Raw genomic sequence first — 17,296 nt, 5'->3', positions numbered from 1 at the left:
CTATCGCCTCACCATCGTCTGCCGCGGGTCCATGGCGTCGCGCAGGCCGTCACCGATGAAGTTGATGGTGAGCGCGATGAGAATGATCATGAGACCCGGGATGTAGAACAGGTACCAGTGCTCGTTGAACGCCGACGCGCCCGCCGCCTCGATGAGGAGGCCCAGCGACGTGTCGGGGCTCTGGATGCCCAGACCGAGGAAGGACAGGGTCGTCTCCGACAGGATGGCGAAGGCGATCTGCAGCGTCACCGAGACGATGATGACGCTCATCGTGTTCGGGATCAGGTGCTTCACGATGATGTGCCAGTCCGAGCCCCCCGCCGAGCGGGCGGCTTCGATGAACTCCTTCTCCCTCAGGGATAGCACTTCGGCGCGCACGGCGCGGGCGATCGAGGTCCAGCCGAAGATCGCGAGGATGAACGCCATGTGGTACCAGCGGACGCTGGAGTCGATGGCGCCCGCGATCGCACCGGTGATGACCAGGAAGGGGATCACGAACATGATGTCGAGGAAGCGCATCATGATCGAGTCGACCCAGCCGCGGTAGAAGCCGGCGACGGCGCCGTAGAGCGCGCCGAGGACGGTGGAGCCGATGGCCACGACGAGCGAGACGTTGAGCGACTGCTTCGTCGCCTGCATCATCGCGCCGAGCATGTCGCGCCCGGCCTTGTCGGTGCCGAACGGGTGGTCCAGGCTCGGGGCGGCCCACGAGGGGATCTCCGAGTGGATCTTGTAGTCCCACTTCCACAGGAAGGGGCCCAGGTAGGCGAACAGCACGATCAGCAGGAAGATGACGAGGCTGACGACGGCGGCGCGGTGCCGGAAGAAGCGGCGGCCCACCATCTCCCACTGGCCGCGTTCCTTGCTGGTGAGGGCCTCCGCGTCAAGGCGGGGCGATGCGGTGTTACTCATAGCGGATCCTCGGGTCGAGCACGCCGTACAGGATGTCGGAGATCAGGACGCCGATGAGGACGACCAGACCTGAGATGAGCACGTAGGCCATGACGACGAACGTGTCGCCGGCGCGGATGGCGTCCAGGGAGTAGACGCCCAGGCCGCGCCAGCCGAAGATGCTCTCGGTGACCATGGCGCCGCCCATCGCGCCGGAGAGGGCGAGGGGCGCGAAGGTCGCGACCGGGATGAGCGCGGTCCGCAGGGCGTGCCGGCGCATGACGGTGCGGTTGCGAACGCCTTTGGCGCGGGCGAGCCGCACGTAGTCGGAGTTCATGACCTCGAGCATGGAGGCGCGCTGGTACCGCGAGATCGCGGCGTAGCCGCCGAGCATGAGCACCAGGGTCGGCACGATGAGGTAGGGCAGGGAGTCGGCGAAGACCTCCCAGCCGTTGCCTCGGAAGCCGGTGGAGCCGGAGCCGTAGGTCTGGAAGACCGTGGAGCCGAGGATCTTGTTCAGCTGCACCGCGCCTTCCTTGAACAGCGAGCCGAGCCAGAACACCGGCATGGCCAGGAACAGGAAGCCCAGGAAGGTCAGCGTGTAGTCAGTGCGAGAATACTGCTTGACCGCGCTGACGACACCGGAGAGAATGGCGAGGCCGATGGACGCGAGGGTCGCGAACAGGACCAGCCGGAGGGTGATCCAGAAGCGGGTGGAGATCTCGTAGCCGATGTCCATGGCGGAGCCCTCGATGGAGGGGCCCCATTCGCCCTTGAGGAGGCCGATGTCGCCGTTGGTGTCACCGATGCCGGTGAGCCAGATCCAGTAGCGCTCGGGGATGGACCGGTCGTAGTACAGCGACTCCTCGAGGGCGTCGACGGTCGACTGGGGCACCGGTTCGCCGGTGGACTGCTGGATCTCGAAGACCATGTCCTGGACGGGGTCGTTCACCGCGTCGACCAGGACAAAGCACAAGATAGTGGCTCCCAGCAGCACCGGGATCATCAGTAGGATGCGCCGGATTATGAATACAACCATAATGCCTCGTTAACGGTTTCTCTGGTGTGGACCGGTTCGCCTGCCGACCGGCCCGGCCGCGCAGCGACGCGGCCTCTCCTACGGCTCACTGACTCCCCATTCTGCGGCCGGGTCCGTGAGCCCCTGGCACTGTTCCAAACTTCTTCCGGTTCGCGGTGCGCCTGCGGCTCCGCTCGGGTTCTGCTCGAGGTCACTCAGCGGCCACGCCCCACTCTGCAATGTTGTACGCGGCTCGCTGCTGCGACGCCCAATTGTCGCGGACGTTGACCAACCTATCGGAGACCATGACCGCGACCGGTGTGTCCACGATAGGGAGCGAGTAGGCGTCCTGGACGACCTGCTGGACGGCGGCGTTGGCGCGCACGGCGGCCTCGTCGATGTCGAGGGTGCCGTTGATCTCGGCGATGAGCTCGTCGAGGTCGGGGTCGGAGAGCGCGCCGAAGTTGGATCCGGAGCCGGTCTCCCAGTACTGGGAGGCGGCGGCGACGAACACGGGCTCGGAGCTCCAGCCGAAGTCGATCATGTCGAACTCGCCCTCGCCGAGGACGGTGCCGAGGTCGGCGTCGGGGATGGAGCGCAGCTCGACCTGGATGCCGAGGTCGGCGAGGTTCGCCTGGACGAGCTCGCCGGTGATGCGGCGGTTCTCCTTGGACTCGGAGTAGCGGAAGTCGAGCTCGACGGCCTTGCCGTCGGGGTCCTTCAGCACGCCGCCGTCGAGTTCGTAGCCGGCCTCTTCGAGGAGGTCGTAGGCGAGTTCGATGTCGCCGGTGCCCTGGCCGGTGGCCGAGAGGTAGTCCGTGTAGTAGTCCGAGCCGTTGCGGAAGAGGTGGTTGCCCTTGCGCTCGATGTCGGACTGCACGTACGCGTAGGTGCGCGAGATGATGTTCTCGATGTCTATGGCGGTGAAGATCGCCTGGCGCAGCACGGGGTCGGCGAGGAACTCGTTCTTCGTGTTCAGGTCGATGTGCTCGAAGGAGGGCCCGCCCGCGACCGCGTACTCGAGGCCGTCGGCGCCTTGGAGCTGGGTGATGGTCTCGGCGGTGACCGAGAACGGGGAGGCGCCGTCGATCTCGCCGTTGCGCAGGGCGGTGACGATGTTCTCGAGGCCGTCGATGACGCGGAAGGTGACCTTGTCGAGGGTCACCTCGGTCTCACCGGCCCAGTCGTCGTTGGGCACGTAGATGACGTGCTCGCCGACCTTGGCGTCGTCGATCGTGAAGGGGCCGGTGGTCCACGTGGGGATGGTCTCCGAGAAGTAGTCCTCGGCGGCCTTCATGTCCGCGGGGTCGTTCTGCCAGTCGAAGCCCTGCGCCTCGGCCACGTGGGCGGGCGAGGAGAGGATCTCCTCGTACTGCCACTCGGCTGAGTGGTAGGAGTCCTTGTAGGTCACGGTGACGTGGGCGCCGTCGCCGGTGATGGACTCGACCTGGGAGCCGCGGGTGGTGTTGGCGGGGTCGCAGCCGTCGCAGAGCGACTCGTCCCCGGAGGTGGCGTACCAGTGGTAGATGAAGTCGTCGACGGTGATGTCGGTGCCGTCGCCCCAGTTCGCGCCGTCCTTGAGGGTGTACTCGACGGTGACCGGGTCCTCTTTGACGAGTTCGGGGGCGGAGCCGAGGATGCCTTCGTTGAAGACGTACTCGCCGCTGGGGTCGAACTGGCCGGTGTAGGGCCACATGCCGACGAGCGCGGCGCTGACGTACGCGTTGTTGCCTTCGGAGGTGTTCTGGTTCCAGGTGCCCCACGAGCCGTCGAGGGCCCAGGTGATCTCGCCGCCGTCGGCCCGCTCGCCGGAGTTGCAGCCGGCGGGGTCGGTGAGGCAGGCATCGAGGCTGGAGGTGGCGGACTCGCCGTCCTGTCCGCAACCCGTCAGCACCAGGGCGGTGCAGGCGAGGGCGGCGACGGCCGCCGTGTGGTGTCGCTTCATGGTTCCTCTCGAAGGTTTGCGCCACCGACCGGCGGGAGCACCGAGGTGGGTTCGGGGCTCCGGGCCGTGCCGCCGGGCTCCTGTTCGGATCGGCGGCGGTCAGTGACGCGAGGTACAGCCTTCCACGGGAATCCCGGGTTTCGGACAACCGAACACGAGATGAGCTTCGTTCGTTATGTTCCCGTGACGTTCATTCCCTGAATGGCGGCGATAAGTGAAAATTCACCGTCTGCCAGCGAGAACTCTCGTCTGGCGGTCACCGCCGCAGGGCGTCCGCGCGCGCCGGTCCGGTCGCGGAGACGAGGGCCGCGGTCGGTCCGGGTCGGCCGCGACGGTGCGGCCGAGGCGAAGAGAGGTAGGGCGAGGGATGGCGGAGGAGTGGCGAACGTTCACCTCGCGGCGACGCCGCCGAAACCTCGGCTCTCGAAACGTTGAAGCGGCGGGGCCCAGGGAGGCCCCGCCGCTCAGCTCACTGAGCTCTTAGACGGTCTTCCACTCGGCGCAGTTGAAGATCGGGCCGCCCTGGCTGTTGCCGTTGCCCTTGACGCCCTCGATGAGGTTCTTGTTCCACAGGATGCCCTGCGGCTCGTCGAACAGCGGGAGGGTCAGGGCGAGCGGCACGGCGATCGCCTCGACCTCGTTGGCGAGGGCCGCGGCCTCGGCCTGGTCCGACGTGGTCTTGAGCGCGTCGATCGCCGTGTCGAGCTCGGGGAAGGAGTAGTTCCCGTAGTTGACGCCGGTCTTGAAGTACTGGTTGGGGGCCGCCACGAACGTGGGGCTGCCCGACCAGCCGAAGATGACCAGGTCGAAGTCGCTCTCGGTGAGCACGGTGCCGAGCTCGCCGTCGGGGATCGCCTTGAGGTCGACGGTGAGGCCAATGAGCGCCAGCTGGGACTGGGCCAGTTCGGCGATCGTGGTGCGGGTGGCGTCGCCCTCGCCGAAGCGGAAGACGAGGTTGGGGACCGCGGTGCCGTCCTTGGTCAGCTTCTCGCCCTCGGCCGCGCCGGTGTAGCCGGCCTCGGTGAGGATCTGGGCGGCCTTGACGGGGTCGCCCGAGCCCTGGCCGGTCGGGGTGATGAGGTCCTGGAAGAACTCGCTCTTCTGCCCGAAGAAGTGGTTGAGGCGCTGAGAGACCTTGGTCGACGGGTAAACGCGGCCGATGGCGTCGGCGACGTTGATGGCGGTGAAGATCGCCTGGCGCAGGGCCACGTCCTTGAGCGGTTCGGAGTTCAGGTTGGTGTCGATGTGGAGCCAGACGCCGCCCTCGTAGATCTCCTGGCCGAGGGCCTCGTCCTCGGCGGCCTTGTCGAACTCCTCCTGGGAGAACTCGCTGGGCCACGCGCCGGCGATGGTGCTCTGGCGCAGCTCGGTGACGACCGCCTCGGTGCCCTCGACGACCTTCATGGTGAGCTTCTTGACGGTGGGCTTGACCGAGCCGTTCCACTTGTCGTTGAGCTCGTATGTGATGTACTCGCCCATCTTGAAGTCGACGGGCTTGTAGGGGCCGGTCACGACGTCGGAAAGGTTCTGCTCGAACCAGGCGATGGCGTCGCCCATGACGGCCGGGTCGGTCTGCCAGTCGGCGAAGCCCTCGGCCTCGGCGACGTGCGAGGGCAGGTAGACGGTGGGGCTGAACTGCCACTCGGGGTCGAGGTAGCCGTCGATGAAGGTCACCACGATCTTGCCCTCTTCAGGGGACTCGATGGAGGCGATGTTGGGGCCGTAGCTGGTCGAGGCCGGGAGCGCCTTGGTCTGGTCGGCGTGCTCCTCGAGACCGGAGATGCTGTACCACTGGAAGATGAAGTCCTCGACGCGGACGGGCTTGCCGTCCGACCACTGGGCGTTCTCCTGCAGCGTGTACTGGACCTGGAGCGGGGCCTCGGAGATGATCTCCGAGGAGGCGAAGACGGCGTCGTTGAGGTGGAACTCGCCGTTCTCGTCCCAGTCGCCGGTGGTGTTGCCGTCGAGTCCGTAGCGCATGGGGTACATGGCCTGGTGGCCGTACGAGTTGTTGCCGGACTGAGTGTTCTCGTTCCAGGACTCCCACGCCGAGGGGATCGCCCAGGTGAGCTCGGTGGCACCGGAGCCGCCGTTGCCTTCGTTGCCGCCGCAGGCGGCCAGGGTGAAGGCGGCCGTACCGCCGATGGTCAGGCCGCCGAGAGCTCTACGGGTCAGAGCCATGAGTGTTCTCCTCCAGGTATCGATGCCGAGGGGCCTTCGCGAAGGCGCCGATGCCTCGCGTCCGGATACCCGAGCCCCGAGGGATCGGGTTGGGGAAGGCGTCAGTGGCGCCCTCGGCGGTGTTGTGACAAACACTTGCACAGACGTGAGGGGATTGACATGGTCGCGGCCTCAACTGGAGTTTATTCGTGATGTATTCGTGACTTTGCGCCGCGAAGCCGGTGCCACACATGGACCGTGGGGCCGATGTGGCATCGGCCCCACGGGGGAATTCACTGAATTAACAGGACGGATGGTGGCGAATCCAATACGGCTTCGAGCGGCCGTCCATCCCGGAATGTGGTACTAGGGACGCTTCCACTCCCGGACGTTCCACAGTGCCGAGGCCTGGCTGGCCGGGTTCACTTCAAGGCCACTGACCATCTCGGTGTTCCAGAAGACCGCCATGGGGCTGCTGTAGAGCGGCAGGGTGTATGCCTGCGCCACGGCTTGGGCGCTGATCTGGTTCGCGACCTCGGCCGCCGCGTCGAGCTCGAGCGTGGCGCGGACCTGCGGCAGCAGCTCGTTGATGACCGGGTCGTCGTAGTTGCCGTGGTTCGAGTCCGAATCCGGCGAGAAGAACTGGTCGGGCGAGGTGGTGAACGCCGGATTGCCGACCCAGGAGAAGACGACCAGGTCGAAGTCGCCCTCGGAGAGGGTCGTGGAGAGCTCGTCGTCGCCGAAGCCCTTGAGTTCCAGGTCGATGCCCAGCTCGACCAGCTGCGCCTGGATGATCTCGCCGGTGAGCTTGCGGATCTCGTTCGAGGAGGCGAAGCGGAAGTTGAACAGCACCTGCTCGCCGCCGGGAGCCAGGAGCTTCCCGTCGCCGTTGGTGGTGTAGCCGGCGCCGGTGAGAATCGTCTTGGCCGCCTCGATGTCGCCCTTGCCGTAGTTCGCCGGACCCGTGTAGTCCACGTAGTACGGGCTTTCCTCGGTGAAGAAGTGGTTGCCGAGCCACGGGGCCTCGGTCCCGGGGAAGGCCCGGGACTTGATCTCCTCGATGTCGATGGCGGTGAACACCGCCTGGCGCAGCGCCACGTCCTTGAGGAACGTGTTGTTGACGTTCATGTCGAAGTGCGACCAGGTCGCGCCCGCGTACGTCTCGTACGCCAGCTCCGGCTGGTCTTCGAGCGGCTGCATGATCTCGAGGCTGAAGTCATTGGGCCAGCAGCCGGCGATGGTGCCCTGGCGGAGCTCGGTGACCTGGGCCTCGATGCCCTCGATGGCCTTCATGGTGAGTTTGTCGTACGAGGCCTTGTGCTCGCCCTGGTAGTTCTCGTTCGGCTCGTAGATGACGTACTCGCCGACCTTCCACTCGACCGGCTTGTACGGGCCGATCACGACGTCCCACAGGTCGTCGTTGAAGAAGTTGACCGCGTCGCCCATGACCTCAGGGTCGGTGGCCCATGCCTCGAAGCCGTTGGCCTCGGCCACGTGGCTGGGCAGGTACACGCCACCGTTGAAGATCCACTCGGGGTCGGTGGTGCCCTCCTTGAAGGTGAGGACGATCTTGCCCGGCTCGGGCTCTTCGATGCTCGCGATGTTCGCCATGGCGGTGCCGGCGGGCAGCGCCTTCTCCTGGTTGGCGTGCAGCGGGTCGCCGGAGGTCGAGTACCACTGGAAGATGAAGTCCTCCAGGCGGACCGGCTTGCCGTCCGACCACTGGGCCCCCTCTTTCAGGGTGAGCTGGACCTGCATCGGGGCCTCGTTGAGGAGTTCCGGCGCGCCTTCGAAGATCGCCTCGTCGTAGAAGACGTTGCCCTCGGGGTCGAAGTCGTACCCGAGAGTGCCGACCGGGTTCATCGGGGTCGTGGCGATGTTGGTGGCAGAGGCGTTGCCGGTACCGGTGTTCCGGTTCCAGGCCGACCAGCCCGACGAGACCGCCCAGACGAGTTCGCCGCCCCCTTCGCTGCCGCCGTCACCGTCGTTGCCACCGCATGCGGCCAGCATGAGAGCGGAGGAACCGCCGATCGTGAGGCCGCCGAATGCTCTACGAGTCAGAGCCATGTGTGTTCTCCTCCATAGGGTGTCCGGCCGAGGGGGTTCGCCTGATGCGCCGTTGGGGGCTTCGTCGCCGTCACAGGGGTCGCGGAGGGGCCAGGCGGCCGCTCGGCAGTGCTGGGTGCCACAGTGCCATGTATCACGGGCGAAGGCCACGCATCGGTACGAAGTTGCCTGAGCATTGTTACCTGACCGATACGCAGCGGGGGCGGCCCGTTCAGGCCGCCCCCGCACTGGAATCCGAGCCCTACGCGGGCTTCCACTCCTGGATGTTCCACATCGGGCCCGCCTGGCTGTTGCCGTTGGGGACGAGCCCGGCGAGGTTCCCGTTCAGGTACACGACCGACTGCGGCTCGTCGAAGATCGGCAGCGTGAACGCCTGCGGCACGACCATCGCCTCCACGTCGTTCGCGAACTGCGCCGCCTCGGCGATGTCGGTCGTCGAGCGCACCTTCGCGATCGCCTCGTCGAGGCCGTCGAGCCGGAACTGGCCGAAGTTCGACGACGAGTCCGAGCCGAAGTACTGCTGCGGCGCGGTCGTGAACGCCGGCGTGCCCGACCAGCCGAAGATGACCATGTCGAAGTCCCCTTCGGAGAGGACCGTGCCGAGCTGGCCGTCGGGGATCGCCTCGAGGGTCACGTCGATGCCGATCTCGCTCAGGTAGGACTGCACGAGTTCGCCGGCGAGCGTGCGGGTCGCGTCCCCTTCGCCGTAGCGGAAGTTCAGCGTGACCGCCTCGCCCTCCGGCGTCATCAGCGTCTCGCCGGTGGTGTAGCCCGCGGCCTCCAGCGCCGCGTTGGCCGCGGCCTCGTCGCCGGTGCCCTGCGGCGGGTCGGACGAGCCGATCTCGTCCACGAAGAACTCCGACTGCTGGTTGAAGAAGTGGTTCAGGCGCGCCGAGACCTCGGTGTCCGGGTAGGCCTTCTTGATGATGTCCCCGTTGTCGATCGCCGTGAACACCGCTTGGCGCAGCGCCTGGTCGGCCAGGAACGTGTTGTTCATGTTCGTGTCGATGTGGAGCCAGATCGAGCCCTCGTAGACCTCGGTGGTCACCGCCGAGTCGTCCTTGACCTTGTCGAGCTCCTCCTGGCTGAACTCCGAGGGCCAGGCTCCGTCGATGGAGCCCTGCCGCAGCTCGGTGATGATCGCCTCGGTGCCTTCGACGACCTTCATCGTCAGCTTGTCCAGGGCCGGCTTGGTCGAGCCCTGGTAGTTCTCGTTGGGCTCGAAGACGACGAACTCGCCCGGGGACGCGTCGGTCGGCTTGTACGGCCCGGTGGACCAGGTGGGCGCGTTCTGGGTGAACCAGGTGGCGCTGCCGCCCATCTGGGCCGGGTCGGTGGCCCAGTTCGGGAAGCCGTTGGCCTCGGCGATGTGGGCCGGGTACATCGGCGTCTGGAAGTACTGCCACTCGGGGTCCAGGTAGCCGTCCACATAGGTCATGGTGACGACGTCGCCCTCCTGCTCGATCGAGGCGACGTTCGCACCCCAGTCGGTGGAGGCGGGCAGGCACTGGGTCTGGTCGCAGTGCTCGGCCTTGCCTGACATCTGGTGCCAGATGTAGGTGAAGTCGTCCACGTCGAACGGGTCGCCGTCGGACCACTGGGCGTTCTCGTTGAGCGTGTACGCCACGGTCATCGGCGACTCGCCGGTCAACTCCGGGGCCTTCGCGAGGAGCGCGTCGTTGAAGACCCACTCGGCGTCCTGGTCGAAGTCGCCGAGCGCGGTCGTCCCCGGAGACAGGGCCTGGTGCAGGTATGAGGTGTTGCCGTCGGCCGTGTTCTCGTTCCACGACTCCCAGCCCGAGCTGACCGCCCAGGTGACGTCGGTGTCGCCGCCGCCCGAATCGCTGCCGCCGCCGCAGGCGGCGAGCGCCGCGGCGGCGAGCACCGCCGTTCCGGCGAGGACGCTGGCCCTCGCTTGTGCTGGTCGCATATGACCACTCCCCCGTGTGTGGATCCACTGTGGGCCGCAAAGCCCGCAATTGGATCATCGTTACACCTGGAAGGGCCGGTTTCGGGAAGTTTCGGACAAACAACCGGTAGTGGCGGAGTCTCAGGCCTCCATCTCGGGCGGCAGCGCCCGCGAGTGGACGACGGTGAGCCGCGAGACCGCCCGCGTCAGGGCGACGTAGAGGTGGCGGAGGCCGATGCCCTCGACCGCGGCGCCCTCCGCTCCCGGCGACGCTTGCGGGCCGTGGTTCGGCACGGGCGGGGCGGCGACGATCTCGGCGGGCTCCACGACCACCACGTGGTCGTACTCGAGGCCCTTGGCGAGGCTCGCGGCCACGAGCTCCACCCGCTCGGTGCCCTCCAGCAGGGGCCGCAGCGCGGCGGCCCGGTCGTCGGCGGCGATGACGCCGACGAGGCCCTCCTCCGCGAGCGCCCGGTCGACCGCCTCGCGGACGCCCGCTTCGAGGTCGGCGGTCGCCACCGTGTCGAGGGAGCCGTCGGAGCGGATCGAGCGGGCGGGCGCGACGTCGACCCCCAGGTGCGGCAGGACCCGGTTGGCGAGGGCGATGATGACCGCCGGGACGCGGAAGCCGGTGGTCAGCTCGGTGTGCTCGACCTGCTCCTTGCCGAGGTGGCGCATCTGGTCCTGCCAGGACGACGCGGCCCACGGGGTGGTGCCCTGGGCGAGGTCGCCGAGCACCGTGACCGAGCCCTTGCCGGAGCGGCGGGCGATCACCCGGCACTGCATCGGCGAGAGGTCCTGGGCCTCGTCGATCACGATGTGGCCGAAGGACTCCGAAGGCTCGCGGAGCTTCAGGTGCGACTCGATCTCGTCGAAGATGAGCAGGTCCCCCGGGGTCGGCTTCGTCGGCTTCCCCGCCAGGTGGGCCGCCTCCTCCTCAGTGAGGATGCCGCGCGTGGCGTCGGCGCGGAAGGCCGCGTCGCCGTACAGCTGCTTCATCACCGTCTTGGTGTTGAGCTTCGGCCACACCGCCTCCATGAACGCCTTCACCGACTCGGTGCGCTTGAGCTTCGTGGCCCATTTGCCGTCCGGAGAGTGGCCCGAGCGGATCTCGGCCTGGCGGCGCGCGCCCTGCACGATCGCGTCCTCCACCGCCGCGCGCCCGGCGGTGTAGGTGCGGGTGTGCTTGCGGGCGTTGGCGATCGCCTCGTCGAGGTAGCGCTGGCCGAGGCGCCAGCGCCAGCCGCCGTCGGCGATGAGGAGGCCGTCGTCGGGGGTGACGCCGCCGTCTGCGGCGGTGCCGACGCGGCCCCAGACGGCGCGTTCGCAGACGAGGGCCATGCGGGCGTCGTGCTTGACGAGGGCGGCTTCGTGGGTGTCGGCGGCGAGGGCGGTGTGGGCGCCGGTGAGCTGCTGGACGGTGACCTGCCAGACGGAGGATTCGCCGAGGGTGGGGAGGACGCCGGAGATGTAGGAGAGGAAGCCTTCGTTGGGGCCGACGACGAGGACGCCGGCCTTGTCGAGCTTCTCGGTGTAGTTGTAGAGGAGCCAGGCGGCGCGGTGGAGGCCGACGGCGGTCTTGCCGGTGCCGGGGGCGCCTTGGACGCAGAGGTTGACGGCGGCTTCGCGGCGGATGAGCTCGTCCTGCTCGGGCTGGATGGTGGCGACGATGTCGCGCATCGGGCCGGTGCGGGGGCGTTCGATCTCCTCGGTGAGGATGTCGGAGGCGACTTCTTCGCCGAGGAGGAGGTTCTCGTCTTCGAAGCCGGTGATGCGGGCGCCTTGGAAGCCGAAGCGGCGGCGTTTGGCGACGTCTTGGCGGTTGTGGGCGGAGGCGCGGTAGTACTGCTCGGAGAGCGGGGCGCGCCAGTCGAGGACGACGGGGTCGCCGTGCTCGTCGCGGATGTGGCGGCGGCCGATGTGGAAGTCCTCGCCGTCGTCCATCCAGATGCGGCCGAAGAAGAGGGCGATGTCGCGGTCGGTGAGGTCGGCGAGGCGCGGGACGGTGTAGTTGGCCATGGCCCAGCCGAAGAGGTGGTCGGAGCGGACGTCGCCGAGGCCGAGGTTCTTGGTGGATTCGTTGAAGTCGCCGGAGTAGATGCGGTGGATGCCCTCGGTGAGGTCGCGCATGGCGCTCATCTGGGCGCGGGCGTATTCGTGGTGGTCGAGTTCGGCTTGGAGTTCGCTTGCAGACACGCTTGTCTCCCGGTGGATTTGTACAGGATTGAAGCAGACGAACGGTCGAGCCTACTGTCTCCTGACCTGCGGGAGCAATTGATTTACGGCGTTATCGGGCGGCGAGGGGTTTGACGTCGACGAGGCGGCCGTCGTCGCGGTGGAGGACCCATCCGGTGCCGGGCGGGGCGGTGTCGGGGCCGTCGAGCGGGAGGGTGAGGTCGTGGCCGGCGAGGTCGTGGCCGTCGCGGGCGGCGACGGCGACGAGGAGTGCGGCGAGGACGATGCCTTCGGCGCAGACGACGGTGGTGCGGCGGGGGTCGGGGAGGGTGCGGAGTGCTTTGGCGGCCAGCCAGACCGCGGTGTGGGGGGCGCCGGGGAGTGTGGGGGCGGCGGCGCTGAGGTCGTCGGTGGCGGTGACGCGGAGGTCGAGGCGGCTGGCGAGGGGCGCGAGGGTGTCGGCGCAGGCGCGGCCGGGGCCGCTGAGGAGTGCGGTGGGGTTGTAGAGCTGGAGGAAGTCGGCGAGGGCCCAGGCGCGGCGCGACTGCGCGTCGGTGAGGGGGGCGGGTTCGGCTGCGGGGAGGGCGACGTGGCGCAGGAGGATGAGCGCGGACAGCATCAGCGGCCCCCGTTCGCGCGGAGGCGGGACGAGGACCGGGGTTCGGCGACCGGGAGACGCATATTGAAGATGCTTCATCCCTAAGTGAACTGTGGATGAACCCGAAGTTGAAGCGGAGGTGAACAGTCCGCGGCAGAGGTGTCTAGGGCTGGTAGCGGAGGTCTTCGTACTCGTCGTGGCGCTGGATCCAGCGGTCCACGAACGGGCAGGTCGGGTAGGCCTTGGTGCCTTTGGTCCGCAGGTCGTCGAGGGCGTGGCGCACGAGCCGGTCGCCCCAGCCCTGGCCGCGCAGGGAGCGGTCCACTTCGGTGTGGGGCAGCACGAAGAAGTCCTCGCGGGGGAGGTATTCGAGGTAGCCGAGCACGGCCCCTTCGTCGTCGCGCAGCTCGTACCGGTGCTCGTCGACATTCTCGACCACAGAAAGATCCGCCATGTGGCCAACCCTATCCAGAGAAGGGCCCGGTCAGCGAGGAGTTGCGGTCTCGCACACGTCCGGGAATAGCCAGCGAGACGAGTGCGGCGGCGGCGCAGATGGCGGCGGCGGCGGTGAAGACCTCGGCGTACTGGGCGGCGAGGGCCGCGTTGAAGGCTTTGAGGTATTCCGCTTGGGCCGCAAGGTACTCGGCTTCGGGGACGCCGAAGGGCAGGGGCGTGTCGAGGTCGGCGGTGGCCTGCTGGAAGCGGTGGAGGCTCCAGGAGGTGAGGGCGGCGACGCCGATGAGCATGCCCATCATGCGGGCGACGACGACCGCGGCGGAGGCCGTGCCGTGGCTGTCCTCGGGGGTGGTGCGCAGGGCGGCGGAGGAGAGCGGGGCGATCGTGACGCCGAGGGCGGCCCCGGCGAGGGCGAGGCCCGGTTCGATGTCGGGGACGGCGGTGCCGATCCACCAGTAGGCGGCGGCCGCGGCGGCGAAGCCGGTCACCGTGGGGACGCGTTCGCCGAGGCGGGAGGCGAGGAATCCGCCGAGGAGGGCGCCGGCGGGGAGGCCGATGAGGAACCAGAGCAGGAGCAGCGCGCCGCCCGTGGCGTCGAGGCCGCGGAGGGTCTGGGCGAGGAGCTGCACGTCGACGAGGGTGACCATGAGGACGGCCCCGGCGGCGAGGCTCGCGGCGAGTCCGGCGGCGAAGGGCCGCCAGGAGACCCCGGCCGGGTCGAGGAGGCGGGTGGAGGAGCGCCACTGCTGGAGCCCGAAGGCGATGAGGACGGCGACGCCCGCGAGCACGGTGGGCGGCCCCCAGGAGGGCAGGACGGCGTGCTCGGGGTCGGGGTTGTAGAGCCCGACCGTGAAGAGCCCCAAGGCGGTGGCGAGCAGGAGCCCGCCGAGGTAGTCGACGCGCCCGGCGCCGGGCCGCCGCTCGGTCTTCGGCAGGGCGTAGTGGATCGCCAGCGCGGCGAGCACGGCGAGGGGGACGTTGATCCAGAAGATGCCGCGCCATCCGACGAGGGCGGCGACGGCGGCGCCGAAGAGGGGGCCGAGGACGGCGCCGAGTTCCTGTGCGGCGCCGACCCAGCCGAGGACGGCGGGTCGCCGCCGGGCGGCGAAGAGGTCGGCGGCGAGGGCCATGGTGACCGGCAGGAGGGCGCCGCCGGCGAGTCCTTGGAGGGCGCGTCCGGCGACGAGGGGCCAGAGGTCGGTGGCGGTCGCGCTGATGACGGAGCCGATGGCGAACGCGGCGAGGCAGGCGTGGATGACGGGTGCGCGTCCGAGCCGGTCGGAGAGGCGGCCGAGGAGGGGCATGCCGGCGGTGTAGCCGAGGAGGTAGCCGGTCACGAGCGGGGTGGCGCGTTCGAGGTGGTTGACGGGGATGTCGAACTCGCCGATCATGTCGACCAGGACGGTGACCAGGACGTAGGCGTCGATCGAGCCGATGAGGACGGCGGCTCCGGCGGCGCTGATGGCGAGCCGGCGGCGGCCGGACTCGGTGCGCTTCACGTCAGGGCGCCGCAATCGTCACCGGCTCGTCGTAGTCGGAGAGGAGCAGTGTCACCGTCGCGTCCCCTTGGGAGAACTCGGCTTTGACGATGCGGGAGGTCTCCTGGTCGAACCAGACGGTGGCGGTGTTCCAGTCCCCTTCGGCGGGGATGAGGGCGGCGAAGGCGGCGGGGTCGAACTCGACGGCGTACCGGTAGGTGTCGGTGCCGTCGATGTCCTCGGTGTCTTCGGGTTCGGCGGATTCGGCGGTCTCGAGGAGGGCGGCGACGCCGGAGTCGGGGTCGAGGAGGAGGGTGGGGTCGTAGGGGAGCATGTCGTCGCCGACGGGGATCTGCTGGAAGCCGCCGGTGGGGCCCTTGACCCAGGCGTCTTCGCCGATGATCACGTACTCGGCTTCGATGTCCATGCCGAAGGCGGTGAGGGTGCCGGTGCCCTGCGCGGAGCCGTCGGCGGTGATCTGGCCGTCGGCGGCTTTGATGTCGAGGCCGGGGACGTCGCCGTCCACGGTGAGGTCGAAGCGGACGGTCTCGACGCCGCGCATGGCGGTGGCGGCGTCGGGGAGCATCTCGTCGGCGGGCGGCAGGTCCCCGCCGCCCGAGCAGGCGGCGGCCGCGACGAGCGCGAGTCCGACGGTGACCACGAGGGGTATCGATCGCATGGGCCGATCCTATGCCGTGGCCGACACCGGCCGGAGGCCTCGAGCGCCGCGGTGCGCGCGGCGGCCGGGCGCTGCCCGCTCCCCCGGGCGTGACCTGCCGCAAGGGCGTTGAAGACCACAGGGGCCGTTGAGGATCCCGGTGTTAGTGTCGGCCGCAGGAAACCCCATGTGACACCCCGTGGAACGCCGTCGAAAGGACACCCTGCCGTGCTCGCGAACCCCGTCTTCCGCTACCGCATGCTGACGCTGGCAGAGGGGTGGTCGTTCGTGCTGCTCCTCGTGTTCGGCTCGCTCTTGAGCCGCATCTCGGAGATCGACCTGGTGATGCCGCTCGGGGCCCTGCACGGCGCCCTGTTCGTGCTCCTGGTCCTGGGGACGCTCCTGATCCGCCGCCGCCTCGGCTGGGGCTTCGGCACCACCCTCATCGCCCTGGTCTGCTCGGTGGTGCCGCTGGCGCCGTTCGTCTTCCACCACTGGAAGAAGGACGAGTTCCTGGCGGCCGAGCGCACCGCCCAGCCGGCTTAGGTCCCTTCCCGAGCTCATGCGAAGCGGTCGTCCCGGCGGCGCTGGCCGTGCTCCAGGAGAGCGCGGCGCCGTCCGCTGACGAAGAGGGGCGGCGCACACCGGTCGCGGTGTGCCCTGGCGTGGACCTGCTCGCCGCTGGCGCTGTGGAAGCGGCCATCGCCCGCGGCCTGTCGGTGACGGGCGCCATCGCCCTCGCGGGCTTCGACGATGCCGCGATCGCCGTCGACGGCGCCGAGGCCACGACCGGCATGCTCCCCACCGGACGGGTCGTCCGCAAATCCGCCTGACCCCGACCCGAACACGACCACCCTTGACGTCATTGAAATGTATCGATATAATCGACGTTGCTGGAAACGTTTTTAGCAACTCGATCGCAAGCCGTTCGAGAGCTGCGGTCGCACTCCCCGAACTCGGCCGGGCGGCACTTCGCCACCGCCCCCACCCTCCATGAAGGAATCCGCATGTCAATGAATCGACGATCCCTGCTGAGCCTGGGCGCGGCCGGAGCGGTCGGTGTGGGCGCGTCCCTCCTCGGCGCCGGGTCCGCGCTCGCCGCCACCGCACCGTCGACGCCGTTCGCGGTAGGCGTGCGGCAGTACACCTGGTCGCGCGGTTCCCGCCAGATCTCGACCTATGTGTACTACCCCGCGACCGGCAGCCCCGGCGGCAACCCGGTCACCAACGCGCCCGTCGCCAACGGGGTCTTCCCCATCTGCGAGTACACGCACGGCTCCGGCGCCAGCCCGCAGCGCGCCCTGAACCACATCCGCCCGCTGGCCGCGGCCGGCTTCATCGTCCCGGCGCCCGTCTTCACCAGCTCCAGCGTCGGCGACGCCTACAACGGCAACCTGTCGCGCGACGTCTCGGAAGTCCTCACCCGGACGCTGGCCCTGAACAGCGGCAGCGACCCGCTCGCGGGCCACATCGACACCGCGGCCGGCGTCGGCGTGTCCGGCTACTCCATGGGCGGCATGACCACCCACGGCCTGCTCACCGCCTGGCCCGACACCCGTATCAAGGCGGCGGTCCCGATCTCCTGCGTGGACGTGGGCAACCCGGGCGGCACGGTCAAGGCCAACGTCCTGTTCATCCACGGCGACCGTGACGAGGTCTGCGCGTACTCCTCCGCGCGGCAGGCCTACTCGGAACTGCCTTCGCCCAAGGGCTTCCTCACCTTCTTCGGCGCGGACCACAGCGGCACCAGCTGGAACACCGCCACCAGCGGCATCGCCCTGAGGACCTGGCACGACTGGATGCGCTGGAGCCTCTACGGCGACACCGCCGCCCGCGACCGCCTGCCCGCCGACGCCTCCGGCTCCGGCACCCGCTGGGAGGCCGCGCTCGGCGACACCACACCCACCGAACCCGGCACCTACCGGCTCGTCGCGCAGCACA

General features: G+C 68.7%; 14 protein-coding genes. 3 read left to right on the top strand and 11 right to left on the bottom strand.

Going from position 1 to position 17,296, the window contains the following annotated elements:
• The 11 genes from QWI33_RS24115 to QWI33_RS24065 form a co-directional block, all read right to left on the bottom strand.
• On the bottom strand, nucleotides 1-912 hold the full coding sequence (locus QWI33_RS24115) for an ABC transporter permease (protein WP_289957888.1): 912 nt from the start codon (nucleotides 910-912) through the stop codon (nucleotides 1-3).
• A complete protein-coding gene (locus QWI33_RS24110) occupies nucleotides 905-1,930 on the bottom strand; it encodes an ABC transporter permease (protein ID WP_289957889.1) in 1,026 nt (341 codons plus the stop codon). Before QWI33_RS24110 ends, QWI33_RS24115 begins: the two co-directional genes overlap by 8 nt.
• Before the next feature lie 190 nt (nucleotides 1,931-2,120).
• Nucleotides 2,121-3,854 (bottom strand): ABC transporter family substrate-binding protein, encoded by a 1,734-nt coding sequence (locus QWI33_RS24105; protein ID WP_289957890.1) that lies wholly within the window; start codon nucleotides 3,852-3,854, stop codon nucleotides 2,121-2,123.
• Nucleotides 3,855-4,334: 480 nt separating this feature from the next.
• Entirely contained in the window at nucleotides 4,335-6,035 is a 1,701-nt protein-coding gene (locus QWI33_RS24100; protein WP_289957891.1) for an ABC transporter family substrate-binding protein, read from the bottom strand.
• Between the two features lie 345 nt (nucleotides 6,036-6,380).
• Nucleotides 6,381-8,081, bottom strand: a complete 1,701-nt coding sequence (locus tag QWI33_RS24095) for an ABC transporter substrate-binding protein (protein WP_289957892.1) — start codon at nucleotides 8,079-8,081, stop codon at nucleotides 6,381-6,383.
• A 241-nt stretch (nucleotides 8,082-8,322) separates the two neighbouring features.
• Entirely contained in the window at nucleotides 8,323-10,011 is a 1,689-nt protein-coding gene (locus QWI33_RS24090; RefSeq protein WP_289957893.1) for an ABC transporter family substrate-binding protein, read from the bottom strand.
• A gap of 120 nt (nucleotides 10,012-10,131) precedes the next feature.
• Entirely contained in the window at nucleotides 10,132-12,186 is a 2,055-nt protein-coding gene (locus QWI33_RS24085) for a HelD family protein (RefSeq protein ID WP_289957894.1), read from the bottom strand.
• A gap of 91 nt (nucleotides 12,187-12,277) precedes the next feature.
• Nucleotides 12,278-12,784: a histidine phosphatase family protein gene (locus QWI33_RS24080; RefSeq protein WP_289957895.1), complete on the bottom strand. Its 507-nt coding sequence runs from the start codon at nucleotides 12,782-12,784 to the stop codon at nucleotides 12,278-12,280.
• 142 nt (nucleotides 12,785-12,926) lie between these two features.
• Nucleotides 12,927-13,217 (bottom strand): GNAT family N-acetyltransferase, encoded by a 291-nt coding sequence (locus QWI33_RS24075; RefSeq protein ID WP_289957896.1) that lies wholly within the window; start codon nucleotides 13,215-13,217, stop codon nucleotides 12,927-12,929.
• 10 nt (nucleotides 13,218-13,227) lie between these two features.
• On the bottom strand, nucleotides 13,228-14,718 hold the full coding sequence (locus QWI33_RS24070; protein ID WP_289957897.1) for an MFS transporter: 1,491 nt from the start codon (nucleotides 14,716-14,718) through the stop codon (nucleotides 13,228-13,230).
• Between the two features lies 1 nt (nucleotide 14,719).
• Nucleotides 14,720-15,376 (bottom strand): LppX_LprAFG lipoprotein, encoded by a 657-nt coding sequence (locus tag QWI33_RS24065; protein ID WP_289957898.1) that lies wholly within the window; start codon nucleotides 15,374-15,376, stop codon nucleotides 14,720-14,722.
• Nucleotides 15,377-15,583: 207 nt separating this feature from the next.
• Between QWI33_RS24065 and QWI33_RS24060 the strand changes: the two genes are divergently transcribed.
• The 3 genes from QWI33_RS24060 to QWI33_RS24050 all read left to right on the top strand — a co-directional run.
• Nucleotides 15,584-15,901 carry a DUF3817 domain-containing protein gene (locus QWI33_RS24060; RefSeq protein WP_270116107.1) on the top strand — a complete coding sequence of 106 codons (318 nt, stop codon included), beginning with the start codon at nucleotides 15,584-15,586 and terminating at the stop codon, nucleotides 15,899-15,901.
• A 47-nt stretch (nucleotides 15,902-15,948) separates the two neighbouring features.
• The gene (locus QWI33_RS24055) at nucleotides 15,949-16,188 is read left to right on the top strand and encodes a hypothetical protein (RefSeq protein ID WP_289957899.1); all 240 of its coding nucleotides are present in this window, start codon (nucleotides 15,949-15,951) and stop codon (nucleotides 16,186-16,188) included.
• 174 nt (nucleotides 16,189-16,362) lie between these two features.
• Nucleotides 16,363-17,296 (top strand): alpha/beta hydrolase family protein (locus tag QWI33_RS24050; RefSeq protein WP_289959507.1); only part of this gene is annotated, 934 nt, incomplete at its 3' end.

It is taken from the genome of Glycomyces tritici, assembly GCF_030403505.1.
The sequence above is the reverse complement of the archived record's forward strand: the minus strand, read 5'-3'. Positions and strand labels throughout refer to the sequence as shown.